26 protein-coding genes are annotated in these 23,850 nt (G+C 68.2%); 17 read left to right on the top strand and 9 right to left on the bottom strand.

Features of this window, described 5'->3' with window-relative positions:
- Positions 1 to 38 precede the first annotated feature (38 nt).
- A complete protein-coding gene (locus ACN8HC_RS10365; protein WP_490074747.1) occupies positions 39 to 536 on the bottom strand; it encodes a hypothetical protein in 498 nt (165 codons plus the stop codon).
- The gene (gene mobF, locus ACN8HC_RS10360) at positions 533 to 6,535 is read right to left on the bottom strand and encodes a MobF family relaxase (protein ID WP_490074746.1); all 6,003 of its coding nucleotides are present in this window, start codon (positions 6,533 to 6,535) and stop codon (positions 533 to 535) included. Before mobF ends, ACN8HC_RS10365 begins: the two co-directional genes overlap by 4 nt.
- Positions 6,536 to 6,772: 237 nt before the next feature.
- On the opposite strand from mobF, the gene ACN8HC_RS10355 reads away from it, so the two are divergent.
- Genes ACN8HC_RS10355 through ACN8HC_RS10345 form a run of 3 tightly spaced genes read left to right on the top strand, consistent with a single transcriptional unit; the run spans position 6,773 to position 7,694 of the window.
- On the top strand, positions 6,773 to 7,132 hold the full coding sequence (locus ACN8HC_RS10355) for a hypothetical protein (RefSeq protein WP_171157353.1): 360 nt from the start codon (positions 6,773 to 6,775) through the stop codon (positions 7,130 to 7,132).
- Positions 7,133 to 7,136: 4 nt separating this feature from the next.
- Positions 7,137 to 7,373 carry a hypothetical protein gene (locus ACN8HC_RS10350; protein ID WP_490074745.1) on the top strand — a complete coding sequence of 79 codons (237 nt, stop codon included), beginning with the start codon at positions 7,137 to 7,139 and terminating at the stop codon, positions 7,371 to 7,373.
- A gap of 60 nt (positions 7,374 to 7,433) precedes the next feature.
- A complete protein-coding gene (locus tag ACN8HC_RS10345) occupies positions 7,434 to 7,694 on the top strand; it encodes a hypothetical protein (protein WP_490074744.1) in 261 nt (86 codons plus the stop codon).
- A gap of 58 nt (positions 7,695 to 7,752) precedes the next feature.
- Here the strand turns inward: ACN8HC_RS10345 and ACN8HC_RS10340 are convergent, their stop codons facing one another.
- From ACN8HC_RS10340 to ACN8HC_RS10315, 6 genes are all read right to left on the bottom strand, one after another.
- On the bottom strand, positions 7,753 to 8,013 hold the full coding sequence (locus ACN8HC_RS10340) for a hypothetical protein (RefSeq protein ID WP_490074743.1): 261 nt from the start codon (positions 8,011 to 8,013) through the stop codon (positions 7,753 to 7,755).
- 91 nt (positions 8,014 to 8,104) lie between these two features.
- Positions 8,105 to 9,109 carry a DUF932 domain-containing protein gene (locus ACN8HC_RS10335; protein WP_490074742.1) on the bottom strand — a complete coding sequence of 335 codons (1,005 nt, stop codon included), beginning with the start codon at positions 9,107 to 9,109 and terminating at the stop codon, positions 8,105 to 8,107.
- 58 nt (positions 9,110 to 9,167) lie between these two features.
- Positions 9,168 to 9,461 (bottom strand): hypothetical protein, encoded by a 294-nt coding sequence (locus ACN8HC_RS10330; protein WP_490074741.1) that lies wholly within the window; start codon positions 9,459 to 9,461, stop codon positions 9,168 to 9,170.
- Positions 9,458 to 9,673 carry a hypothetical protein gene (locus ACN8HC_RS10325; RefSeq protein WP_490074740.1) on the bottom strand — a complete coding sequence of 72 codons (216 nt, stop codon included), beginning with the start codon at positions 9,671 to 9,673 and terminating at the stop codon, positions 9,458 to 9,460. The genes ACN8HC_RS10330 and ACN8HC_RS10325 overlap by 4 nt, the downstream gene beginning before the upstream one ends.
- Positions 9,670 to 9,960 (bottom strand): hypothetical protein, encoded by a 291-nt coding sequence (locus tag ACN8HC_RS10320; RefSeq protein WP_490074739.1) that lies wholly within the window; start codon positions 9,958 to 9,960, stop codon positions 9,670 to 9,672. The genes ACN8HC_RS10325 and ACN8HC_RS10320 overlap by 4 nt, the downstream gene beginning before the upstream one ends.
- 74 nt (positions 9,961 to 10,034) lie before the next feature.
- On the bottom strand, positions 10,035 to 11,570 hold the full coding sequence (locus ACN8HC_RS10315; protein WP_490074738.1) for a ParB/RepB/Spo0J family partition protein: 1,536 nt from the start codon (positions 11,568 to 11,570) through the stop codon (positions 10,035 to 10,037).
- A gap of 333 nt (positions 11,571 to 11,903) precedes the next feature.
- Here ACN8HC_RS10315 and ACN8HC_RS10310 point away from each other — a divergent pair, with 333 nt between their 5' ends.
- The 12 genes from ACN8HC_RS10310 to ACN8HC_RS10255 all read left to right on the top strand — a co-directional run bounded on the left by ACN8HC_RS10310 (position 11,904) and on the right by ACN8HC_RS10255 (position 21,296).
- Entirely contained in the window at positions 11,904 to 12,398 is a 495-nt protein-coding gene (locus ACN8HC_RS10310; protein ID WP_490074737.1) for a hypothetical protein, read from the top strand.
- 3 nt (positions 12,399 to 12,401) lie between these two features.
- Positions 12,402 to 12,944, top strand: coding sequence for a M48 family metalloprotease (locus ACN8HC_RS10305; protein ID WP_490074736.1), 543 nt, complete (start codon positions 12,402 to 12,404; stop codon positions 12,942 to 12,944).
- Positions 12,945 to 12,991: 47 nt separating this feature from the next.
- A complete protein-coding gene (locus ACN8HC_RS10300) occupies positions 12,992 to 13,351 on the top strand; it encodes a hypothetical protein (RefSeq protein WP_490074735.1) in 360 nt (119 codons plus the stop codon).
- A 254-nt stretch (positions 13,352 to 13,605) separates the two neighbouring features.
- Complete coding sequence (locus tag ACN8HC_RS10295; RefSeq protein WP_490074734.1) at positions 13,606 to 13,926, top strand: hypothetical protein; 321 nt, start codon at positions 13,606 to 13,608, stop codon at positions 13,924 to 13,926.
- A 40-nt stretch (positions 13,927 to 13,966) separates the two neighbouring features.
- On the top strand, positions 13,967 to 14,542 hold the full coding sequence (locus ACN8HC_RS10290; protein ID WP_490074733.1) for a hypothetical protein: 576 nt from the start codon (positions 13,967 to 13,969) through the stop codon (positions 14,540 to 14,542).
- A complete protein-coding gene (locus ACN8HC_RS10285) occupies positions 14,542 to 15,351 on the top strand; it encodes a hypothetical protein (protein ID WP_490074732.1) in 810 nt (269 codons plus the stop codon). Before ACN8HC_RS10290 ends, ACN8HC_RS10285 begins: the two co-directional genes overlap by 1 nt.
- Positions 15,352 to 15,521: 170 nt before the next feature.
- A complete protein-coding gene (locus ACN8HC_RS10280) occupies positions 15,522 to 15,785 on the top strand; it encodes a WhiB family transcriptional regulator (RefSeq protein ID WP_490074797.1) in 264 nt (87 codons plus the stop codon).
- A 413-nt stretch (positions 15,786 to 16,198) separates the two neighbouring features.
- Positions 16,199 to 16,501: an Lsr2 family DNA-binding protein gene (locus ACN8HC_RS10275; protein ID WP_490074731.1), complete on the top strand. Its 303-nt coding sequence runs from the start codon at positions 16,199 to 16,201 to the stop codon at positions 16,499 to 16,501.
- Positions 16,502 to 16,521: 20 nt separating this feature from the next.
- Positions 16,522 to 16,845: a hypothetical protein gene (locus tag ACN8HC_RS10270; RefSeq protein WP_490074730.1), complete on the top strand. Its 324-nt coding sequence runs from the start codon at positions 16,522 to 16,524 to the stop codon at positions 16,843 to 16,845.
- 376 nt (positions 16,846 to 17,221) lie between these two features.
- Positions 17,222 to 18,832 carry a hypothetical protein gene (locus ACN8HC_RS10265; RefSeq protein WP_490074729.1) on the top strand — a complete coding sequence of 537 codons (1,611 nt, stop codon included), beginning with the start codon at positions 17,222 to 17,224 and terminating at the stop codon, positions 18,830 to 18,832.
- Positions 18,833 to 19,295: 463 nt separating this feature from the next.
- Positions 19,296 to 19,751 carry a class F sortase gene (locus ACN8HC_RS10260; protein WP_490074728.1) on the top strand — a complete coding sequence of 152 codons (456 nt, stop codon included), beginning with the start codon at positions 19,296 to 19,298 and terminating at the stop codon, positions 19,749 to 19,751.
- Positions 19,752 to 20,069: 318 nt separating this feature from the next.
- Positions 20,070 to 21,296, top strand: a complete 1,227-nt coding sequence (locus tag ACN8HC_RS10255) for an ATP-binding protein (protein ID WP_490074727.1) — start codon at positions 20,070 to 20,072, stop codon at positions 21,294 to 21,296.
- Positions 21,297 to 21,732: 436 nt separating this feature from the next.
- Here the strand turns inward: ACN8HC_RS10255 and ACN8HC_RS10250 are convergent, their stop codons facing one another.
- Positions 21,733 to 22,122, bottom strand: coding sequence for a hypothetical protein (locus ACN8HC_RS10250; RefSeq protein WP_490074726.1), 390 nt, complete (start codon positions 22,120 to 22,122; stop codon positions 21,733 to 21,735).
- Positions 22,123 to 22,157: 35 nt separating this feature from the next.
- Between ACN8HC_RS10250 and ACN8HC_RS10245 the strand changes: the two genes are divergently transcribed.
- Complete coding sequence (locus ACN8HC_RS10245) at positions 22,158 to 22,511, top strand: ArsR/SmtB family transcription factor (RefSeq protein WP_490074725.1); 354 nt, start codon at positions 22,158 to 22,160, stop codon at positions 22,509 to 22,511.
- Positions 22,508 to 23,566: a cation diffusion facilitator family transporter gene (locus ACN8HC_RS10240; protein ID WP_490074724.1), complete on the top strand. Its 1,059-nt coding sequence runs from the start codon at positions 22,508 to 22,510 to the stop codon at positions 23,564 to 23,566. Before ACN8HC_RS10245 ends, ACN8HC_RS10240 begins: the two co-directional genes overlap by 4 nt.
- Positions 23,567 to 23,850: the final 284 nt, after the last annotated feature.

The raw sequence follows: 23,850 nt of genomic DNA, 5'->3' as shown, positions 1-23,850 counted from the left end.
GCGTCATCCACAGCCCCCGGCGCGCTACGTGTAGTTCCTCAGCGCCGGGGTGCGCGCAGGCGAACGGTCATGTTCGGTGCCGGATCCGGCCGGGACGGATCTCGACGCCTGCTGACCTGCTGGGCCTCGGCGCGATCCAGGTCAGTCGACGGGCCGCGGTCGCTGCTGGTGGAGGTCGTAGACATCCGCTGGGGTGTGCGTACGAGGCTCTCGGAGATCGTGAAGTCGGCGTGCCGGCCACGGTTGGACGTGAACCCAAACCGCCGATACAGCCGGTCGAGGCCGGCACGGGACGAACCGAATGAGGTGTCCGGAGTGCCCGCGAGAATCCAGCCGTGACGATCGGCGGCCGCCGTCAGTTCGCAGAGAGTCTGAGTCCCAATGCCGTTACGGCGCAACGGCTTCGGAACTTGTAGCAAGGCGATCACGATCAGGTCGTCGCGAAGTGCCGTGATGCGCAGTTGCTGGACGTTGCCTGGCTCGAGCAGCCGGGCCCGCAGCGCCGCAACCTGCTCGACGACGGCAGGGCTGGTCATCGGCGAGGACCGACCGGGCGATCGGTCGGTGCCGTGGTCGGTGCGCGCCGCTCCTGCGCAGCACCCGACTGAGGTGTGCCGGAAACTGGTCCGCCGGTGTCGACCTGGACGTCGAGCGTCGCGACCAGGCGGTAGCGCAGGTCCTGGGCTGGCTGCTCGGCCAACGGACGTTCAGCGACCAGCTGGCGCGCGACTGCCGGCACGTCGTGCCCTTCGGCGGCTGCCTGGTCGAGCATCTGCGCCAACGCCGGCCAGTCGGCCTGCCGGGGGAGTCGAGGGTCGAGTTCGCCGGCGAGACCGGCCCACCGTTCGCGCGGTGGCAGCTGCGCGGCCTGCTTCATGCGATCTCGCACCTCCGCAACCTGGTCGAGCTGGGTGCGCGCCGCCTGGCGGCGATCGCCCACCCAGGAGTCGGCGGCCGGGATCAAGTCGCGCTGTGCCATAGCGGTGCTGATGTGCAGCCGGTCGGAGATACGTGTCGTCCCGTCCTGCCAGTGCCGGGCCGGGCGGGCAGCGATGATCTGTGCCCCGGCCGTGCGGGCCTGGCCCGGAGGCAGGTTGGTCAGCCGCTCTTCCAGCAGCGAATTGGCCAGCGCGTTCGGCTGCTTGAGCGCCTCACGCAGCGCGGCCGGCCCACGCAGCGTGTACATGTCGGCCGGGTCGAGACCGGACGGGAATGTGGCGTGGCCGGAGTCCAGGTCGTGGGGGGCCAGGAGCCAGTAGTCGCGCTCGGCGGCTACCTGTCCGGACAGGTTCTCGTCGTTGTCCGTGGCGACGATCAGCCACGGGTCGAACTCTGTCGCGGAGGAGTCCAGATCGGAGGCGGTGCCCGCGCCAAAGTGTTCCCGGATCGCAGCGAGCTGCTGGGACTGTTCCTCGGTGAGGGAGGTGCCCAGCGGGGCGACCCCGACCAGCTGCCCCGCCGAGGCGAGGGTGATCGCGATGGCGTCCATCGGACCCTCGACGAGCACGGGCCGCGCGCCGTTCTCGTAGAGATCGTTGCCCGCGACATACAACTGCGCACCCATGGCGAACAGTGAGGTGGTCGGACTGTTGAGGTATTTCGGGCCGCTCTTGTCCTTGTCCGTGAGGTCGGGGTGCCGGCGTCCTACGAAGCCCAGGACGACATCGCCGCCGGCGAAGGGCACGGTCTCGAAGTTCTCCCAGCCGTCGCGGCGGTGGACGATCGGCAAGACCAGGCGATTGACGAAATGGTCGCGGATCCGCCCGGTCGACTCGTTCCGTTTCGCGACACCGGCCGCGACCATTTCCTCGTCGCTGACGCCCAAGGTGCGCAGGTGCTTGACCAGGCGCTCCCACCCCGGCGGGGCGAAGCCGGGCCGGAATCGTTCATCCGCGGCGAGATCGTCGCCGAACCGGTCGACCAGGTGCTGTGCGGCCCACGACCCGGGCAGCTGCTGGCGGTAATACGCGAGGGTGAGCGTGTTGATGTGCGCGATCCGGTCGTTGCTGACCGGGCTGCTCGCGAACCGCATCGCACGGTCGGCGGACCGGTCCATCTGTTCGTCGGAGATCTCCAGCGGTCCGAGGGCATCACGCCGCAGCTCGGCCAGGAGCAGCTGCCGCTCCAGGTCGTCCTCGTCGATCTCGTCCACCAGGTCCGGCGGTGGTTCGTCCTCGAGCGGCGGGTGCTGATCGACGGTGACGTCGGGGGGCAACATCACGACGGCATCGTCGGGCAACGGGACGTGTTCCCACAGGTCCTCGTCCTCGTCGGGGTAGGCGTCGTAATGCTCGTCGGGGACGGGGTCCATCGCAACGGACAACCGCCAGATCAAGGCCTGGCAGGGATCGTCGCCAGGCTCCAGCGGCTGTGCTGCTTCACTGCGGAACAAGTCTTCGACCGACCACCCGCGCTGAAGCGCGCGGTCCACGGTGGTGACCAGGGTGGGCCACCACGGGCTGGCCTGCACTTCGGCTGCGCGGTCCTGACCCAGCAGCTCCGGCAGGCGCGGCGTCCAGGCGGCCTCAACGTGGCGGTCCTTGTCGACCTGTTCGGCGACCGCCGGGGACAGGTGACGACTGATGCGCCACCACAACGCGGCAGCGGCGTGATCGTCGGGCAGGGCGCCCGTCGCGGCAGCACGCCGCAGCATGCCGGCGGCGTCGACCCCGGAGCGGGCCATCGCAGCGAGCCGTTCGGCCAGGATCGGCGCGAACGGGTCGCTGCCGGTGGCACGGGAGGCAGCGGCGATCTGCGGGCCCCATTCCTCCATCGCGGGCGCACGGTCGCCGACGAGCCGCTCATTCAGCTTGCGCTGCCAGATCGCGGCCGCCTTCTGCATCTGCGCCCGACCGGTGGGACGCCGGTCGGCGTCGTCGACGAGCATCGCGGCCCGCCATACCGCCACGTCGCCCAGCACCGCATCGGCGGGCCGGCCGGCGCCGGCGGATGCCCAGCTCGGCGTCGTACCGATGGTGGCGTCCTCACGAACAGTGGCTGCCAGGTCGGTGACCTTCGCGGCCCGCTGGACCAGGTAGGAGCCCCACACCGTGTTCTCGGACAGGGACGAAGGCACGCCGGGGATCCACGGCAGCGGTCCTCGGCCGCCGCCACGCAGGCCGGTGTCGTCCAGCCGCCAGTCCAGCACCGCAGCGGTGTCGCCGGCTGTGTCGAGCTCACGAGACTCGGCGGCCGCGCGCAGCTGCACGATCGGGTCGACGCCGTGAGCGCTGGTGAGGATCAGGTGGGCGCGCAACGCCGGCCAGGCGGGCTGCTCGGTGACGTCGGGGACCACACGCTCGACATCCGCTTCCAAAGCGGCGACCTTCTCCGTGCCCAACTGATGCTCGGCCGCGGTGTACAGGGCATCGAGGTAACGCTGCGTTGCCTGACCGAGCAGCGTCGCCGGCTCGCTCTGCTCGCGCAGCATGGTGGTTGCCGATCGGGGTGCGTCGTCGCGCGCCAGGATCTGCTCGAGTAGGTCGGTCGGGGTCAGCGGGTGGGTCATCTCCGGGCGGATAACGCTGTGCGGGTCACCGTCGCCGACGACCTCCAGGTACACGTGGTTGGACTGCTTTCCGCGGGTCAACATCGTGTACAGCTGCTGCCGTGATTCGTCACCGCTGGCGAGCCCGTGCATGGTGTCCACCGACACGCCCTGAGCCGTGTGCACCGTCGTTGCGTAGCCCAGCTCGGTGTTCTTGCTGACGTAGTCCGCCGGCAGGGTCACCAGCCGTCCGCTCTGGGTGTGCTGCACCCGCAGCTGGCCGTCGTCGATCTCGAGCACGCTCCAGCGGTCGCCGTTCTTCACCCAATCGGTCGAGGATGACCGCAGCCGGCGATCGTTGGAGCGGGTGATGATCAGTTCGCCGACGCTGGCCAGGTTGCCGTCCGCCAGGCGCACCGTCGGCCCCTGTTCGCCGGGGTCGTCGACGGCGTCGTCACCGGCGCCCTCGAGTCGGTGCGCGCGGGCGCGTTGGTTGAGTTCGCTGACCAGCTCGCGGGTCGGCGCGAGCATGATGGAGTCCAGACCCTTGCCGCGGTCGGCTTGCCACGCCCCGAACACGTCCTCGGTCATGGTCGCCAGGTCACCGACGTGGACCCGGTCCCGATCCAGATAGAACCCGAGCGACTCGGGCCGACCTTCGCGCAGCGCGAGGGATGCGGCACCCTCGGCGGGGTCGACGAACCGGACGAGTTCGGTCAGTCGGCAGGCGCCGTGGGTGGTTTGGATGTCGCGCAGGACACCGCCGGCGCCGATGGCGGCCAACTGCTGGTCGTCGCCGATCAAGCGCACGCTGCCGCCTCTGTCGAGGACGAACTGGACTGCCAGATCGAGGGAGATTGTGTCGGCCATGCCGGCCTCGTCGAGAACGACCAGCGTCTTGGGCCCGATATCGGTGGCCGATACCCGCCAGGGCGCCAGCGGTGCCCCTTCGGCGACCTGTTTCGCGCCTGCGGGGGCGTACCAGGAGCGGGCTTGCGGATCCCAACGGGCACCGGCGGCCTTTGCCTCGTTCTTCTCGCTGATCGGGACGTCAAGCCAGGTGCGGGCGTTCGGGTCGCGGCTGGTGAGCTCGTGCACGAGCTTGGCCAGGGTGTCGGTACTGGTGTCGATCTGGGACCGCAGTGCCGCCGCTGCGGCCGCGGATGGGGCGAGCCCCAGTACCTGGCCACCGCCTTCGATCCACGCGCCCGACAAGGCCCGCATGGCGGTCGTCTTGCCAGACCCGGCGGGCGCGATCGCGAGCTGGAGGCGTGCCCCGGAGGTGGCCATCTCACGCACGAGCGATGTCTGGCCAGCGTTGAGCGTGACCCCGTTGGCAACGCTCTCCATGAGGGCCATATCGACCGCCGATTCATCGACGGCGAGCCCATCGGTGCGGCTGGCAGCCTCCACCAGCCGCTTCTCGGCCGCGATCACCTTGGTCGACGTAAACAGATCGGCGCCGGCCACCGAGTAGACCGAAGATCCGTCCCGGCGTCGCTGGGGCTCCGGCTCGACGATGTCGCGCTCGGGGCGAGCCATCGACACTGAGATCTCCAGGGCACGGGCGACCACCTGGTCGACGAGTCCCGGCATGCGCCCCGGTGATGCTCCCGCGCCGCGGATCTGTCGCTCGGCCTCGGCCCGCACGTGCCAGACCTGCCAGTTGGACCGCCGGTTTTCCATCTGCGTGATGACCGTCCGGGCCGTCTTGGTGACGTCGACCCGGGCGTACCGGCTTAGCCTTTTGGGGAAGCGTGATCCCAACGTTTCCGAGAGCATCGAGGTGATGCCCTTGTCGCCGCCGAGGATCTCGCGCGCCTGCTCCCGCCAGGTTGCGCGCTGCTCGGCGAGGGTGCGTGGCTCGTGCTTCGGGTCGCGAGTTTCCAGGGTGGCCTGCTGGGATAGCTGAACCGCTTCGATGGGGGTCGGCGGCCGGCCGTGCGCGCGCTGAAAGTCGGTGGCGAGTTCGTCACGGCGGACCTCGATTGCCGCACGACGAGACGACCACCGTTCCCGCAGGCGCGGATCGACGCCCACCAATTCCCGGACCGGGCGCTTGCGCGGGTCGCCGTCCGGGCGTTCCTCGAACTCGACCCCCAGGTCGGTGGCCAGGTGCCGCTCCAACGAGCTGTTGTAGACCTCCGAGGCTGCCACGGTCGCCTTGAACAAGACCCTTCCGTCGATCGCCAGCCACTTGCCGTCGAGCGTCTGCACCTTGTTGGCGACGGCCACGTGTGTGTGCAGCAGCGGCTCGCCGGCGCGTGAATCGCGGTGTGTGAAGGCTGTGGCGACCAAGCCCTTGACGTCGACCTGGCGGACTCCGTTGGTTCCCTCTCGGGAGTACAGCGCGTTCTGTTCGATGAAATCGAGGGCGTCCTTCATGGCTGCCTGGTGCGCGCGCTCGACCCGAGCGGCGATCGCTGGATCGGCCAACGCCCATAGCACCGCCACGCTCTTGACCGGCTTGAAGGTCAGGTCGAACCCCGCGACCGCCTTGGTTTTCGGGCGTGAGTGCTGGGCGATGGTGCTGGACAACTCGCGTGCGTCCTGGGGGTCGCGGCCGTGTTCGGCCCGGAAGAACTCTCGACCGACCTCGGTGCGGATCCGGGCTCGGTCCTCGGCCGGAACCGGCCAGTCCCTGGGAAGTCCCTGCTCCTCGTTGAGGTCGGCCAGCCGCTTCGCCACCTCGATCCGGTAGGTGGAGACGTCGTTCTCGTACACCTTGAACGGCACCCCGAGCCGGGTCGCCGCTCGGTAATCCGCGTTCGTCAGGTCCGGGCCCTGGAGAGCTTCTCGCCGTTCATGGGCGAGGGGATGGTGCCCGGAACCGAACAGAGCCTGCATCTGCTCGGCGGTGACGACGTCTCCGGCGGACAGGCCGTCGATCCCGGCCATCCCGGACCCCACCCAGACGCCGGGGGCCTCGCCTTTTTCGCTGTAGTACGACGCGAGGCCGGTGTGGCCCTTGTCGGTGGCGTCCATGGCCGCCACCTGGCGGGTCAGGTAGTCGTATCCGGAGCCCGCTGTCAGCTTGTGAATGCCCATCGTCACACCTCCCGAAGGGGCGGAATCCGCCCTGGCGGTCACAAATTGAAAAATCAACAAAAACCGGGAATGCAAGAGCTGTGTAGGGCTTCGACTTCCAAGGTTCAGGAGGGGGAACGGGCGAGGGGTCGTGGCTGGCTGGCTGGACGGGAACTCAGGTGGTCGGCGGTGGCCGCTGACGGAGGTCGGGATGTCTTAGGGGGGTGCGATGGTTCGACACGAGAAAGGTGCACATCAATGGGCAAGCAGACGATCAGGCAGGAAGCTCGGCGAGCGGCGCTGGATGCGCAATCCAAGAGACGCGAGGAACGCGCGGAGCGAGAGCGCCGGGTGGAGGCCCTCGCGATCAAGGTGCTGGTCGCGATCCGCGAACGCGAGGCGGCCGACCGGCGCGCGGGTGAGGCGCTGACGGAGATGATCGAGACCGAGCGGCTCTCGGCGCGCGAGGCCGTGCAGTGGTGCGGCGATGAGGTGAGCACGCGCGAAGTCGCACGACTACGGCGCGTGGCGGCGGATGCCGCCGACCAGGCCGCACAGGAGGACGACGGCGCTGGCGCGGACACCGGCGCGGACGCGCCCACCTCGGCGGCGTCGTGAGCCGGTGAGCGCGCGGCGGCTCGGGCCGGGCGGCGTGGCCGCGCTGGCTGAGGCACTGGCGGACCCTGAAGTCGTCGCGCGCTATGCGGCCAAGGTGGTGCAGGTTCCGGGCACTGAGTGCGCCTGGTGGACCGGTGCGATCAGCGGGCGCGGGCACGGTCGGTTCTGGTTCGGTCACGACCGCGTGGTCGACGACCTGGGCGACCTGGTGGCGCGACTGGACGAGCTCACCGCCGGGTGACCCGCAGCGCGTCCGCTGCGGCGCGTCGGTACGGTCCACGGCGCCGACGCACTCGACGCGGTGCGCGTGCTGGGTCACAAGTGCGACAACCCGCTGTGTCAGCGAGTCGCGCCGGGGCATGTCGTCGCGTCGTCGGCGGCCGAGAACCGGCGCGAGTGGGTTGCCCGTCGCGCGTTGACCGGTTCCCCGCTGGGCGACCCGCGCGGGGCACGCCGCCGCGCACGCGAATTACGCGATATGGCGCGTCGGGATCCGCGTGAGGTCGCCGACGACTTGGAGCGGCTGCGGGCGCTGTTCGGGGAGCAGCTCGCGCTGTGGTGAGACGCGACAAGGCGACCGGCTCGGGTGAGCCGGTCGCCTTGTCTTGTCAGGGCAGGAACTACACGGGCAGGCACTCGACAATCTCGGCGGTGTTGGCGATGCCGGTCAACGCGGCTGCCAGGGCGCGAGCGGTGCGCGGGGTGACGGTGAGGGCATCGCCCTCGACCGCGACGACGACGGTCGCCGGGCCGTCGTCGTCACGGCGTACGGCGGCGGTCAACACGTTGCCGTCGCCGTCGTGGAAAACGACGGACTCGCCCAGCACCAGCTGGATGCCGTCCGGGTGGGCGGTGACGCCGTCGCGTCGGGTTGTGGTCATGAGGGTGACTCCTTGCTGATCGGTTGCGGTGGTGGTGGACGGTGACGCCGCGTCGCGTGGATCGGCGCGGCGTCACCGTTGCTCGGGTGGATCAGGCCGGGACGAGCTCGTCCCACGCGGTGCGCTTGACCCGCGTCAGGTCGTCGCTGGTGAGCAACCGGGCCGCGCGGGCGGACGCCTGGTCGCGGTTGCCGGCCCGCACGGGGGAGAAGTGGTCGATGTACTCCACGACCGCCTGGTAGCCGGCCCACGCGGTGCCCCGGATGCCGGCCTGCGTCTCGGCGTCGTGCCACAGGTGCGACAGCTTCGCGTTGCGCTCTCGGTGCGCGTTGAGCGTGCGCACCGACGCGGACGACGGTTCGGGGAAGCAGCGACGCACCAGCGAGTCGAACTCGGTGTCGGTCATCGTGGTCTGGATCAGCTTCTCGGCCTCGGCCTCGAACTCTTCGCAGTAGGCGAGAGTCAGCCCCAGGGCGTCGCGGGCCTCCTGCACGGCGCTCTTGGCGTTGGCCGTGTGCCGAATGCTGAAACTGGACACGTGGTCGCGCAGCGCGGCGGCTTGGGTGTTCGCGCACACCACGCGCACGGGCGTGATCACGATGCGGAACGCCGACGACCCGTCGTGACTGTTCAAGGCGGCAATGTTGAGGTCGACGCGATCAGAGCCGCCCACCTTCAGCGACTCCGGTAGCCGCATGGTGACGAACACCTGGCGGCCTCCGCGCAGCGAGCCTGCGGTCTCGAAGACTGCGCCGGATTCGTGCGACAACGTGTTGAGGAACGCGGCGTGCTCCTCGTTCTGCAAGGGCGTATATCCGGAGCCGACGACGCCAAGTGCCTCGGCCTCTTCGGTGAACGGGTTGGTGCGCACGGTCGCGAACCCTGGCGCGGCCATCGTCGTGACGCCGTCCTCGGTGATCTCGGTCGCGGTGAGCGGCACCTTGCGGACGTTCCAATTGCCCAGGTGGCCGAGCGTCATCGCTTCTTCGGCGGTGAACGCGCGGTCGCGCACGACGGTGCCGAGCCGGTGCCACGCGTCCTTGCGCGCGAAGACGGCAGCGGCCTGGTCGCCGTGGGTTTCGATCTGGTGAGCCATGAGTGGTTCCTCTCGGGTGGTTCTCTGTCCTGACAAACTCAATTCTAGTTTTTCTACTCTACTGAGTTGAGTTGTCCACAGGGGCAGACGAATTCGCGGTCGATGTGTCGGCATGCTGTGCGCGGGCTAGCTGGTACTCGGCGCGCGCGGCCGCGTCGCGAGACCGGTAGGTGATGTCGCCCGGTCGCCGGTCGCAGACGATGCGCCATTTGCGGTCCGGGTAGTTGCGACTGACGCAGCCAATCGCGCCGTTGGGGTAGCGCACTTCGAGGACGTACCAGCCGCCGTGCCGCCACCGGTCATAGGTGAACGCGGAAGGCGTGTCGGACGGGGTTGCGGGGGCCGCGCTCATGAGGGGTCACCGGTCGCCGCGCGGACCTGGTCCAGTGCGCGGTTCAGCAGCTCCTGGAGTTCCTCGCCGCTGCCCTCGATGACGGTCACCTCATCGCACGCGAGCAGCAGCGCGAGGGGTGCGTCGACGACCTCCGTGCCGAGTTCGCGCCCGGCAGTCACAACCTCGGTGCTGGCCGTGCGGGCGCGCATCCATTCGTAGCGCACGCTCATCGTGTTGCCTCCTTCGCGGTCGCGGCCAGCCGGTGAAACACGCGCCGCCCTCCTTGCATGACCGCGACGGCCTCAATGCCGTACTCCGACGCGTGCTCCAGCTGAGCCTCGGCGGCGGCAATCGCGCGCGTTCGAGTCGGGATCATCGCCGCGTGCATCTTCGAGCGGGTGGTGCCGAACGACGGGGTGACGAACACGAATCGTCGCTCTCCGCTGAATCGGACTTTGAGGAAAGCGCACACCTCGTCACGGGTCTCGGCGGCGGTGTCGGATGAAGTGGTGCTCATGGATGGGTGTCCTTTCGTGAGGGCCGGTGGCGTGCACCGCACGTGCACGCCACCGGCCACGGGTAGGGGAGAGGTCAGGCGGCGGGGTGCTCGTCGCTGCTGGCAGCGGTGTCGCCCTCGGCGGGACTCGTCTGCGGTTCGGGCGTCGCCGTCTTGCGGGCCTTCTTCGCGCGCGGCTTGGGTGCGGGCTTGTCGAGTCCGGCGGCACGCTTCTCGACGTCGGCCAGCTCGTAGCCGTTGGCTGCCAGGAACGCCAGGTAGCGCGCGGGGCCGGGGGTCACGTTCCGCCAGGTGTGTGTGCCCATCTGTGCCTCGTAGGCGGCGCAGCACTGGCCGACCGCGAGCATCAGCGCGCGGCCCTCGGTGACGTTCTCGGCGGCCTTCGCGCGGTCGGCCCGCATCCGCGCCTTGCCGCCGTTCAGCAGCTCGTCTGCCTTGGTGGGGGTGCGGTGGTCGCTGAGCCAGTGGCCCTCTTCGGCAATGGTCGCGACGACGAACGCGGCGCTACCCTTCGGCGCGGTTTTGCGCGTCAGGAACTTGACCACGAAGGCGGCGCGTACGGTCTCGGCGGATTTCCACGCCTTGTTGGACTCGATCACGTCGCGTCGCTCGGCGCGCGCGGCTTCTCGCTCGGCCTCGCTCATGTCGGCGGCCTTCTTCTTGGTGCTGCCTCCGTAGCCGCCCGCCCAGCGATCGACGTGGCCGTGCTCCTTGGCGTCGGTGCAGACGTATGTCGCGACCGTCACCTGCTCCTGCTCGTCGGTGGCGTCGTCGTCTTCGGCGTCGGTCTCGATCCAGCGCCATTCGCGGGTCACGTAGGCGGCGTGCCCGGGGCAGTCGGCGTGCGTCTCGGGGGTGATCCGGTTGCCCTCGGCGTCGTCCAGCTGGTTCAGGCGCAGGATCGTCTTGTGGTCGTGCGGGGGCCGCTCGATCACGGTGACACCGTCGGCGGTCAACTGCTCAGCGAACGCCTTGATTGCCTCGCGGTCGTCACGCTTGTCGCGCTGCCGCTGCAACTCGTGGTCGAATCCGCTGCCCCGCTCGGCGGCAACGGTGAGCGCCTGGAGCGCGTCGGCATCCTGGTCGAACTCGGCGAGGGCGGCAGCCTGCTCCAAGGTGAGGAATCCCCAGCGTTCGGTCGCCTTGCTGGCCAGATCGGACCCGGCCACTTTCAGACCGGCATCGACCTCGGGCCGCTTGTAGCCGGTCTTCTTGACGATCTGCGCAGCGGACAGACCGAACCCGGCCAGTTGCTCGAAGCCCTTCGCCCGCTCGGCCGCCGTGATGGCCACACGGTGATGGTTGGCCGACATCTGAGCGACGATCCTGTCGGCGTCCTCACGGCGGCGGGTGGCGAATGCCGGGATGGTCGCCTGCTTGGCCTCAATTGCGGCCAAGGTGCGGCGTTGACCATCCACGACGACGTAACGGCCATCGCCATCGAAGTAACCGACCACGGGGACGATGACGCCTTCCTCGCGCACGTTCGCGACGAACTCCTTGTCGACGTTCGCGTCCAGGCGCACATTCGCGCCGATCTGCACCTGGCGCGGGTCAATAGCGACCACGGTCTCAGCGGCGGCGGCTTTTACGGTGGTGGCTGTGCTCATGATTCCTCCTGAGTGGAATAGAAAAAGTGGTAGTGCTATCCTGCCCGCGCGCGCGTACGGCTCGGGCTGGCTCTCGCGCGGCTGTGGACAACGCGGCGCGGGCGGTGACCCTGTGGGAATCGCCGATGCCGGAGCGGCGACGGGCGACTCGGCGCGGCGCGGGCCTACCCTCGACCTGGCCGGCGCCGGCTGGGCGTGAACCCTCCGGTCGAATACCGGGAGGGTGTTAGGCCTCAGGGTCTGGCGCAGACGGTCGACGACAACAACGCCGGTGTGTTCGGCCGCGGTTACCCTTTGGGCGAAGTAGAGAGAGCAGACGAGGGAGGTAGCTGGATGGCGTCTAAGCGCACACCAAGCCTGCCCGCCGGATCCGCGGCGTTCGCGGTGTACTGGGACCGGGCGACCTGGGATGTGTCGCGATCGGCATACATGGCCGACCTCGACGACCTGCCGAAGAGCCCGGATTCATGGATCGGGTGGTTTCAGTACGCCCTCAAGCGGCATGTGCGACGCAGCGCCCGGTCGCGGGCGGCACTCGAGGTGTCACTCCCGGATCGGAACCCGAGGGGCAGCCAGAAGGAACTCAAAGACGCGGGGGAGCCCCTCGACGGCTTCACCAAAACGCACGTCGTACCCGAGGAGCTGCTGGACCAGGTCGAGCGAGCGATCGTCGACGACCGAATCAAGGCCGGCCGGATGATCAGCCGCTCCCAGTTCGCCCGCGAGGCGGTCATCGCGGCGATCGGCGAAACGCGCTCCAGGCGCGGCCGGCGGGGCCTGCCGCCGGCGCCGGACCGGTTGCCGAACCGCCCGCGCAGCCGGGCCTGACCTATGCCGGCGCCGGCCGACGCCGAACGGTGGGCCACCCAGCTGGCGGCCTCGCACGGAGTAGAGCTGGCCGGGATCACATGGGCCGCTGGCGCCGGTGGCGCGGCGCGGATGACGGACGCCGGTGCTGAGCTGACGCTCGCTCCCGAAATACTCGTCGACGTCGCCACCATGCGCTTCCACATCGCGCACGAGGTTGGGCACGTCGTACTGGGGCACGCCCGCGGCCGCCGCCAGCAGCTGCGCGCCGCCGCGCCCTACCTGGCTGCCGGAGGCGCGGTCGAACTGGCGGCGATCATCGGCGCGGCATTCTGGCGGTGGTCGATCGTGATGTTGCCGATCGCGTTCGTAATCACCCTGGCCGTGCTAGCCCGCCGGGTGGTGCTACCCCAGGAGCGTGCGGCCGACGTGTTCGCGGCCGCCAACAGAGCACCGGCTTGGCTGGCGAGTCCGCCGGCGAAGGCTCGACTCATGGCGCGGCTGATCAAGACGCACCCGACCTGGGCGGAACGGTCCGCCTGTGGACAACGATCGGCGGTCGAGTAGAAAGAGTATTTTCATTCGAAAGCCATTCGTTGGAAGGGATTTCGACCATGAACGACACCGCGGAAGCACACGACACGTCATCGGCACCGATGAGCGTCTCCAATCTCACTCTGGGTGATGTCGGCCCGGATCTGATGCACATCATCGATGGCTCCGATGTCCACGTCGACGGAATCGGCGCCAGCGCCGACATGCACCCCGCCTTCGACCCGGCCGGTGCGATCCACGGCGAGAGTGGCCTGCTGGTGACATTCACCGACGCGCACGGACGCAATCGCATCGCTGAGGTGAGCATCATCGCCCGGTGGTGTGAGGACGACTGCTGGCACTTGCACACCCAGCGCGGCGAACTCGGCCGCGAATGCCGGGACTGCGGGACCGTCGTGGAGGCCTCGGCGGCACGCTAGAGGGACAGAGCGACAACAGCTGTCGTCGCCGCAGATGACCGCCACGAGGCCCGCGAACGCCTTCGGGAAATAAAGACGCCCCGAGCAGCGGGCGGCTTGTCCACAGGGCGGCGCGCAACCCAGCGAACCGCAGCACCGAAGGAGCACACTCAGAAGATCTACTCTTTCTACTCGACTAGGGATATGACGTGAGCATCATCCAGACTCGAAAAACAGAAACAGCGCCACGGATCCGAGTCGGTTTCGCCCATCGAGTGGCCACGCCTTCGACCTCGCCGGCCGCCACGGCGTTGGAGAGCGCGGCGGCCGACTTCCTCCGCGCGAACGCCGCCTACCGCCAGGCGTATGCGACCTGGCGAGCTGAGCGTGAGAGTCGCCAGCCGGGGGAGTGCGTCACCTCAGCTGACGACCAGCGCCGCGACCGACGGCACCAGGCCTTGTTCGCGGTTCATCGGCAACTTGACGCCGCGGCCGCGGAAGTCCGCCGTGAGGGCGGCCAGATCGACTACAGCCCGAGCGACGGCGACACCGTCCGCGTCTACGGGCCACGTCGTCAACTACTCGGTCGCATGTGACGACAGCAGTGAAAGCCCAAGAAACAGAGGAGTGTTCAACATGACCACGCTCACGAACGCACACACAGTTCCCGGAGTGACGGACCGACCGAAGGTCACCTCGTGGATCCTGACCCCGCCGATCGGGCCTGCGGTCCCGGTCGACCTGATCCGGCACAGCGAGACATACCTCGAGCTGCGGCTGGGTATCGGTGCGAGCGCCTTCTCCGTTGCCCGCGGCCACCAGGACCCGCGATCGGGTTCCTGGGTCGTCGACATCCTGCTGATCGGTCACCGATTCAATGTCGCTACTAGCGATGGCGCCGTCGCGATGATGCTGGGCGAGATGCACTCGCTCGTCAACGGCGTGCTCAAGCCCACATGTTCGGCCGAACTCTGGTCGGCCGGCTGTTTGGCATGCGGAGTCTCGATCATCGAAAGCGCCAGTCTCGGTGAGGCAGAGTGGCTCGCCCGGACGCACAACCGGGAGCACCACCACGGTGAGCCGGCCGCGGCGACTTACCTACGGATCCTGTGCGACCAGTGCGGCGACCGGGACGCCACCACGGTGTGCAGCTGCGACGGTACGACGCCGGTCGCCGTCTGCGGACGGTGCGCGTCGACCAGGAGCTCGTGATGCCCACCACCGACCCGCGCTGGGCCAAACACTTCCGCCTCGACCAACACCGCGGGATCTCCAGGTACGTCGACGCCGCGCCGATCCGGGCGCACATCGAGCAGCTGCGCGCGGCCGGCGCGTCAATGCGGGCGATCGCCGATAAGGCGGGAGTCTCCATCAGCCAGGTGAGCAAGATCGCCGGTGGGCAGACACACGTACGGCGGCCATACGCCGCCCGTATCCAGGCAGTCACCCCGGCCGCGATTCTGGCTCGCAGCGGCGCCGACGACTTCGTGCCAGCTGTCGGGGCCCGTCGACGGATCGAGGCCCTCCAGGCAATTGGTCACTCGTCGACGACGATCGCCGAGACCATGGCGGACGGCGCCACTGCGGATGCGGTCAGGAACCTGAAGAACCACCCAGGTGACTGGATTTCCCGGGCCAACCACGACCGAGTGCTGCGGGCCTACAAACAGCTGTGGGACAAGCCCGGTTCCTCCCGTCAGACCCTCGGCGCCGCCCGCCGGCTCGGTTTCGCACCGCCGCTTGCCTGGGACGAGGAGACGCTCGACGACCCGACCGCGCAGCCTTGGAGCAACGACGCCGTCGATGACGACCTGGTCGACGAAGTCGCCGTGATGCGTGCGGTGGCCGGCGAACCCGTCCCACTCACCGCAACCGAGCGAGCCGAAGCGGTAGGGCGGCTGGCCGCGACAGGACTGTGCGACAACGAGATCGGAGCCCGCATCAGGATCAGTGGCCGCACCGTGCAACGGATCCGTAAGGCGGCTGGCATCCCGTCCGGCTGGAAAGAGCCAGCGGCATGAGCGGCAAGCGGTTGAGCACGGACCAGCGCGAGCTGATGCTCGGCCTGATCCGCGACGGGCTGCCCAGCCAGGAGATCGCCGACGCAGTCGGCGTGAGCACCTCGATGGTTCATTACTACGCCGTCCGGCACGGCATCGACCGCTCCCGCAAACCGGCAGCCCCACCGGCGATCGAAGCCGTCGTCCCGGAGACCGCGGATCCGCAGCAGTCGCTGGATTGGCAGGCCGATGCGCTCTGTCGGCAGACCGACCCGGAGATCTTCTTCCCGGAGAAAGGCGGATCCACTAAAGACGCGAAACGCATCTGCCACAGCTGCACCGTCGCGGCCGAATGCCTCGATCAGGCGCTGGCCAATGACGAACGCTTCGGCATCTGGGGCGGCGTCTCAGAACGGCGCCGCCGCAAGCTCGCACGCACTCTCAAACAGTCCTGAAGAGGAGATACATGTCATGTCCACCAAGCAAGTCACCACCGAGACCACTCTGACCGTCGTCAAGCACCTCATCAACGGCCGCACGGATACGTTCATCGCCGAGGCGACGGGCCTCGCGATCACCCAGGTCCAGGACATCAAGGTCAGCCACGGGTACCCCGAGATGCACAAGATGGAGTGGTCTCGCGACAAGCTGGAGGAGCGGGTCAACGAACCCGCGGCTGCGACCGCGACACCAGGGCCGACCATCAGAGCCGCGGTTCCGGCGCGACGTCACGACCCCGCGCGGGGCGACCCCGCGTCCGTCCGACCCGCGACCGGTCATCTCGACCGCACGCGAGGTCAAGCCCTCCGCGAACGAGCTCATCGTCGCGGCCGCCACCTCACCGAAAGCGCGCACCCGAGCACTCGGGGTGAAAGTCGCTGGCCTGCTCGGCGACCTCAGCCAGCGCCTCGAGACAGAAGAGCGTGAACAAGCTGCCCAGGCGGCCGAGAAGGCCGCGAACGCCAAGAGGCTCAAGCGGATCGAGGAGCTGGAGGCAGAGCTGAAGAAGCTGCGGCCGAAGACCCGTAGCACCAAGACGGCGCCACCGTTGGGTGCACCAGCGCCAGAGGTGCGCAGGTGGGCCAAGGGCGAGGGCATCGAATGCCCGGGCTACGGCAAGATCCCGAACACGGTGCGCGACGCGTACGACGCAGCGCACGCCGCCGCCTGATCCGAAGAGGGCGAAAACCTATGAGCCGCAGAGCAACCAGGGTCATCCTGGTCGTCCTCCAACTGGCGTCAGCTGGCATCTTGATGCGAGCACTCACCGCAGTCGGCCTGTGGTGGCTGACCCCAGCCGTCGCTGTTGTGGTGGCGGGCATGGTCACGTTGGAACTGCGCCCATGCAGGCCATGGATCGTGCTCGACGACAACGGGCAGCCGGCCACCGGCCGCGACGCGGACCGGTACACCCAGTGGCGGGCCAGCCTGTGCGTGCACCAGAGAGCGGCCTGGGACGAAGCGCTGCGAGACGTCGTCGCGCGGAACCAGGCCAACAGGAAGGACGAACCATGATCTGCACCGGGTGCCGCGAGCCACACCAGCCGGCCGATTGCGAGGACGCCCGCCGGCCCGCCGACGCGCAACGATCGTGCTGCTGCCAGCACAAGCCCTACACGAAGGCGGCGCCAGTCGCGCCAACCAGCGAGCCGGGCCGAGAACAGGCTGATGCCGGCGGCGAATCCGAGGAGACGGGCCCCCAGCAGAAGCCGTAGTCGAGGGTGGCCGCCATCGATCCCGGCCGCCGCTCAACGACGCCACGGAAAGATCCGGCGAAATTTTGCAACCCGATCGGTAATCACGTCGTGGCCGGTGACCGCCAGAGACCGCCCGGCCGCCTTCTGGGAGATAGCAGCACGAAAGTGCACTGCTCGTCGACCAGGAGGAAGCCTTGAAATCGAACACCAGCGAACGAGTGCTGGCAGCTGCGGGGATGTTCACGCTCACCGTCGCCGGCACGGCATTCACGCCGGCGCACGCCGACACCGGTGGATCGTCGATCACCAACCAGGGAGTGTCGCCCAACAGGGCGGCCGGCCAGGCGAAGCTGGCGGCCAGCCCTCGCGTCGCCCCGACCTACGCGGGATACCAGACGAAACCGGTGACGTCGCCAAAAGGCGGATCGCACTCGATCTGGTTCGGCCGCATGAACTATGCCGGGCTGCTGGTGTACTGCATCGACGGTGAGAACCTGGCACCGTCGCAGGCACCCTCCAAACCGGTCACCCGCACCCAGCAAGTGAAGCTGTCCTACCTGCTCAGCCGGTACGCGAACAGCTCCGACAAGCCCACGATCGGGGCACTGTCCTACATCTCCCGCCAGCTGCTGGACCCGGGCTGGTCCTTCGACCAGAAGGCGTTCGGCACCCTCAGCACGGCAGACCAGACGGCGATCAAGGCTCGCGTCGCCCGGCTAAACACCGAAGCAGCCAACTATGCCGGCGGATACAAGCCGGTGGTGACCAACGCGGCGGGCACACCCTCCACCGCCGGCACGGTCCGGACAGGGACAGCGACGGTCGGAATCACCTCAGCCACAGGGAAGTTCGTGCCCGGGGTCGCCTTCCGCGCCACCGCAACGGGCGCCACCTTCACCAGCGGAATCCGCACCCTGAAGACAGGCAAGAGCAGCAGCGCAACCACCAACGGCACAACCTCCACCGCCGCGACAAAACTGCCCTGGACGGCGACGCCGACAGCCAAGAACGGCGACAAGGTCACCCTGACCGGGTCCTTCACGGGCATCCCCGCGTCCACCTACTACGAATACGCGGCCCCGCACGTGGGGGAGCAGCGGGTCATCGGCGCGGCGCCCGCGGGAACAGGAGCAGGCACTGGAACACCGGTGACGATCAAGGTCGCGGTCCCGAAGGCGATCACCCGGGTGTCCACGCAGCAGTGGGTCCCCGGCAAGACCATCACCGACACGGTGACCACCTCAGGTCTGGAATCGCAGAAGGTCGACATCACCGCAGCCGCAGCCGTCATGCGCCGCCCAGACGGAGTGGCCTCATGCGAGAACGTCGGCGTCGACCAGTGGGAGAAGGCCTTCAACGCAGGCAAGGTCTCCACGATCTCGACCGCGAAAGTCACCGGTGCGGCAGCCAACACGGACGTGCAGATCCCGCTGCACCTGACCAGCAAGCTGCCCAGCGATGTCACGGCCGGCACCTGGTGCGGATCGATCAACGAGAACGTGTGGCAGGCGGGAACACAGAAACGACTGGTGGCCACCCAGTTCGGTGAGGTCAACGAGTGGGGCTCGCTGACCGTCGCAGCACCCAAACCGACACCCACGCCGACACCGCCCTCGACGACACCGCCGGCCCCGAAGCCGACACCGCCGAGCTCCCAGCCGGTGATCCCGACCGATGGCCTGGTCTCGTTCGGCGGCCCGGACATGGCCGGGCTGCTCGTCGGCGCCGGCTTCCTGGGCGTCGGAGGCACCACAGCCGGTGTGCTGGCACGGCGCGCGATGCGCCGCCGCAACAACCGGCACTGACGTGGCACGCCTCGACACCGTCAAGGACGTCGTCCAGGGCCACGCGCGGCGAGTGAGCGGCCCCGTGGCGTTGATCCTGGCCGGGGTGTTAGCCGTGGTCGTCGGTGGCGTCGGCATGATCGCTACCAGTTGGTTGAGATCACCGCCCGCCGCTGCGGCCGGAACCCCGGCACACACTTTCCAGACCAAGGACCTCAGCGCGGCGCCGCCGGTGTCACATTCGGACACACCGGCAGCAGCCGCGGCTCCTCGCAGTAGTCGTGCGACGACGAGACGGAACCAGCACGCGGCCGGGTCGTCGTCGCAGGCCGCGCACCGTGCGACGTCGACGCGAGAACCTCGAGCGACGACGCCGGCGAAGGACACCAGCTCCCGGACGAAGCCCGCGCGGTCGACACCGGGCGGGCAGCCGCCGAGCACGTCTCACAGGGCACCGTCGCCGCCGGCGAAGAAGGCACCGACGATGAGCCCAGACAGCGTCTGGATCCCGTCGTTGGGTGTCTCGGTCACCGTGCTCTCGGAAGGGCAGTCCAGTGGCCTGGCATCGATCCCGATCGGAGAGACGCGGGTCGGCTGGCTGAACTGGACGCCCTCGTTGACCACCCGCGCCGGGACGACGGTCATCGCGGGGCACGTGACGTACAACAACATCCCCGGCGCGTTCTACAAGCTCCCGCAGATCAAGGCCGGCGCCGTCGTCTACACCACGACGCACACCGGGACGGTGCAGGCGTGGCGAGTGCAGTCAGCGGCCACCTACCCGAAGGGCAAGCTACCGGCGGCGGTATGGGCGACCGGGGGAGCGCACCAGCTCGCCCTGGTCACATGCACCGGCAGCATCGGACGAGTTCCGAAGCAAGGCGGCTACGCCCACCTGGACAACCTCGTGGTGATGGCGAAACCGGTGGCCACACGCTGACTCCCAGATCGAGCGCTCCGGCGCTGGTCGCGGTGGCATGGCGTCTGCCTGGGCATACCCGGTGAGTCCGGTCAGGTCCGGGCGCCGTAGCCGTACTCGGAAGGGTTGTTGCCCTCAGTCCAGGCCTGCTGCGCAGGCAGTCGGCACACACTGACAGGGCAGTCCGAGCCGCCGTCGCGTAACAGTGATCGTGCGCATACGCGCGCGACGACAGGGTGACCCGTCCGGGCACCTCGGCACTCGAAGGTGCGAGTGGCTAAAGGCCATGAAAAGAATTAAAGGAACTAAAGGCCGTTAAAATTCGGGTAATCTGGGTGCATGAACCCGTTCACCCCGAGCTTCGGAACAAGCCCGCCTCTGCTCGTCGGCAGGGATAGTGACCTCGAGGACTTCCGTGAAGGCTTGCGCGGCGGCCCCGGATCGCCCGAGCGCGCGACACTCGTGACTGGTCTGCGCGGGACTGGCAAGACTGTCATGTTAAACGCCTACGAGGATCTGGCCAAGAGCGAAGGGTGGGTTGTCGTCTCCGAGACAACAACGCCCAACCTCATGGACCGTATTACGCACGAGCACTTGCCCGCGCTTCTTCACGATGCCGATCCACGCCAAACAGAATCGCATCTCACCGGCGTCTCGTTGCCGGGCGGGCTCGGAGCAAGTCGCGATGTCACGGAGCGGCACACCCCACGCCCCGGCCTGAGATCACAACTGTTCCAGTTGGCCGACCTGCTCGCCGTGCAAGGCGGTGGGGTGCTGATCACCGTCGACGAGGTGCACCGCAAGGGACTGCACGACCTGCGAGAGCTGGGCACAACGATCCAGCACGCCTTCCGGGAGCAACGCAATGTTGCCTTCGTCGGAGCGGGCCTTCCGTCCGCTGTCGAAGAGCTGTTATCCGACGACGTCTCGACGTTCCTGCGCCGCGCCGACCGCCGGCATCTGCGCACGGTCAGTCCTGACGAGGTCGCCGAAGCGCTCGCTGTGCCCATTCGCACAGCCGGGCGCGACATCACGCCAGAGGCCCTACAAATAGCCGTGGCGGGGACGGGCGGTTACCCGTTCATGATTCAACTGATCGGGTTGCATGCCTGGCGCGCTGACAGCGCTGCTCTAGTCATCGATAGCGCCCAAGCGCAGCGCGGTGTCGATCGGGCACGTCGCAAGGTTGGCCAATTGGTGCACGCCAGCGCGTTGGGAGACCTTTCCGATGTCGATCGGTCCTTTCTCGCGGCCATGGCCCACGATGACGGGCCGAGTCGCCTTGCCGATATTGCGCGTCGACTTGGCGTCGACGGAACCTATGCCGGGCAGTACCGCTTGCGGCTTATCGCAGCGGAAGTGATCGAACCCCACGGATATGGCCGGTTCGACTTCACACTGCCAGGGCTGCGTGACTACTTGCGAGAGCATGTCGCGAGCAGCCATTGGGGCCCAGATGCAGAGCCCTCGCTGGCGCCGAGTCGAGTGCTACCCGGCGCAGAGCACGAACGGAGGCAAATTCCAGGGCCGCGCAACGGCGATCCGGAAGGCCGTGGTGATTCCTGAACCCGTAGACGGCCAGAGATGACGCCGCGCCGTCTTGATCGCCGTTGGGAATGTGGAAGCACATCTCGAAGTGACAGGGGCACCGACATGACTTCACGAGGCTGGGGCGCACTGGAACAGCTGATCCAGGTACGCGGCACGACGCATCCGAGCGGATCTGCGTCCTCCCAACCAACTCCCGGCCTGACTCTGTCAGCACGGTGATGCATTCGGTTGTGTAGAACAAGTCGTGGTTGATCGGCGCCCTGGTGGTCCCACTTGGGCTGTCTTTGGCGGGCAAGGCGCTCTTTAACTCGATGAGGTTCGACGCGGGCACGGACTCGTCCCAGTCGTCGGCGCAGGAGAGGCCCGACGTCAAGGAGGACTGGGCGGCCGTGAAACCTGGCTCAACACGGTGACGCACGTGAATTCCTTGAGCTACCGGCTATGCGTGATATCAGCTCACCGGTGATCCGTAGTTGTCTTCTGGCGAGCCAACAAAATGCTCGGCCGGCTCGGCCTGGAACTGCCCAAGCCGGCGGGGCCAATCGACGCTGTCCCGAGTCCGCGACAGTACGAAAGCTGCTGCGACTACGAATACGCCTGCGAACGCTGCGATCTCGCGCAGGTCGATGAGCGCGGTGCGCAACGGCTCCGACAGACCCGCGCCGACGTTGCCAACCAGGTCAACGAGGCCGAGGCCCGCGGGTGGCGCGGCGAACAGGAAGCAGAGAACGGCGTTCTCGAAGCGATCACCCGCAAGATCAGCGACCTCGGGGCGGGCACAAGCCCGGACTCGGATCGTGCACCTGGGCATCCCCGCTGCCCGGTCGTGAACGTGCGCCACGGCGAAGTAGTTGCTGGGCCCTGTACTATTTGCGCATGCATGCAGATACGCAGCCGCCGGTGTGGGGTGACGACGTGGTGGATCTCGCGGTCGAGGTCCTACGAGTGTTGGCCGATCCGACCCGCTTGCAACTGGCCGGACTCCTGCTCGACGGGGAGAGATCCGTTTCTGATCTGGCTGCCGCGCTCGGCAAGCCCGGTCCGGCGGTCTCTCAACACCTGGCGAAAATGCGGATGGCACGGCTTGTCGCCACCCGTAAACAGGGCACCTCGGTGCTGTATCGAGTGGAGAACGGGCACGTCCGGCAGCTGGTCGTCGACACCATCGGTCACGTAGAACACCTGCTGGACGACGTGCCGGCCCATCACCGCATCCAGGGCGTGTCATGAGCCCGCACCCCGATCATGAGCACCACGAGCACGCGGCGCGCGATTATGTCCACGGTCACGGTCACGGGCACTCACACGAGCACGCTGGCGGCACGCGGTGGGCGCGTTACCGGCATGCCGTCTCCGACCTGCTGGGCGCGCACTCCCACGACACGGCCGACCAGGTCGACGAGGCCCTTGAAGCGGACGCGCGCGGCCGGCGGGCGCTGTGGATCAGCCTGGCGGCGTTGGCGATCACCGCGATCCTGCAGGCCGTCGTCGTGGTCTTCACCGGATCCATCGCCCTGCTCGGCGACACCCTGCACAACGTGGCCGACGCCGCAACGGCGATCCCGCTGCTGATCGCCTTCTGGTTGGCCAAACGCCCCGCGAACGACCGCTACACCTACGGGTACGGCCGCGCCGAAGACCTCGCCGGGCTGTTCGTCGTGGCGATGATCACCCTGTCCAGCGTGCTCGCCGGCTGGGAAGCCATCAACCGGCTCCTCAACCCGCAGAACGTGTCCCACCTATGGGCCGTAGCCGCCGCCGGCATCATCGGCTTCGCCGGCAACGAACTTGTCGCCCGCTATCGCATCCGCGTCGGGCACCAGATCGGATCCGCCGCCCTCGTCGCCGACGGGCTACACGCCCGCACCGACGGGTTCACCTCCCTGGCCGTCGTCATCGGCGCCGCCGGCGTCGCCGCCGGGCTGCCCTGGGCCGACCCGGTCATCGGACTGCTCATCGCGATCGCCATCCTCGGCGTCCTGCGCTCGGCGGTCAAGCAGGTCGGCGCCCGCCTGATGGACGCCGTCGACCCCGACCTGGTCGCCCAGGCCCGCATGGTCATCCGCGACACCCCGGGCGTCCTCGGGGTCCGGTCGGTCCGGTTGCGGTGGATCGGACACACGCTGCACGCCGAAGCCGACGTCACCATCGCCGACGACATTTTCGTCGAAACCGCACATGACACCGCGCACCGCGTCGAAGAACGCCTCACCAGTCAGATCCCCCGGCTCACCGCCGCGCTGATCCACGTCAGCCCACTGCGGGCACACGCACCAGTGACCTAGCCGCAGCGATTCGCGGCACGCAACTCGTCGTGCCGCGTCACGGGCGCGATGAGATGGCCTCGCAAGAAAGCGCTGCCGAGTTCATGACGTAGGCGAACGACATGCGACAACCACGACGCACAGCGCGTTCGGAGGGGAGCGACACGATCACTGCTGATCGCGGTACCCAGCGGGCAAGTCCGGTTGTGGGTGATGAGCCACACCACCCACACCGATGGGCAGCCCAATAGAGGGCGTCGCGCTGAGCACCTGGGCCCGGGTCTGGCCAGACACCGGTATTGGGG

Source organism: Flexivirga sp. YIM B11880 (assembly GCF_058148645.1).
The sequence above is the reverse complement of the archived record's forward strand: the minus strand, read 5'-3'. Positions and strand labels throughout refer to the sequence as shown.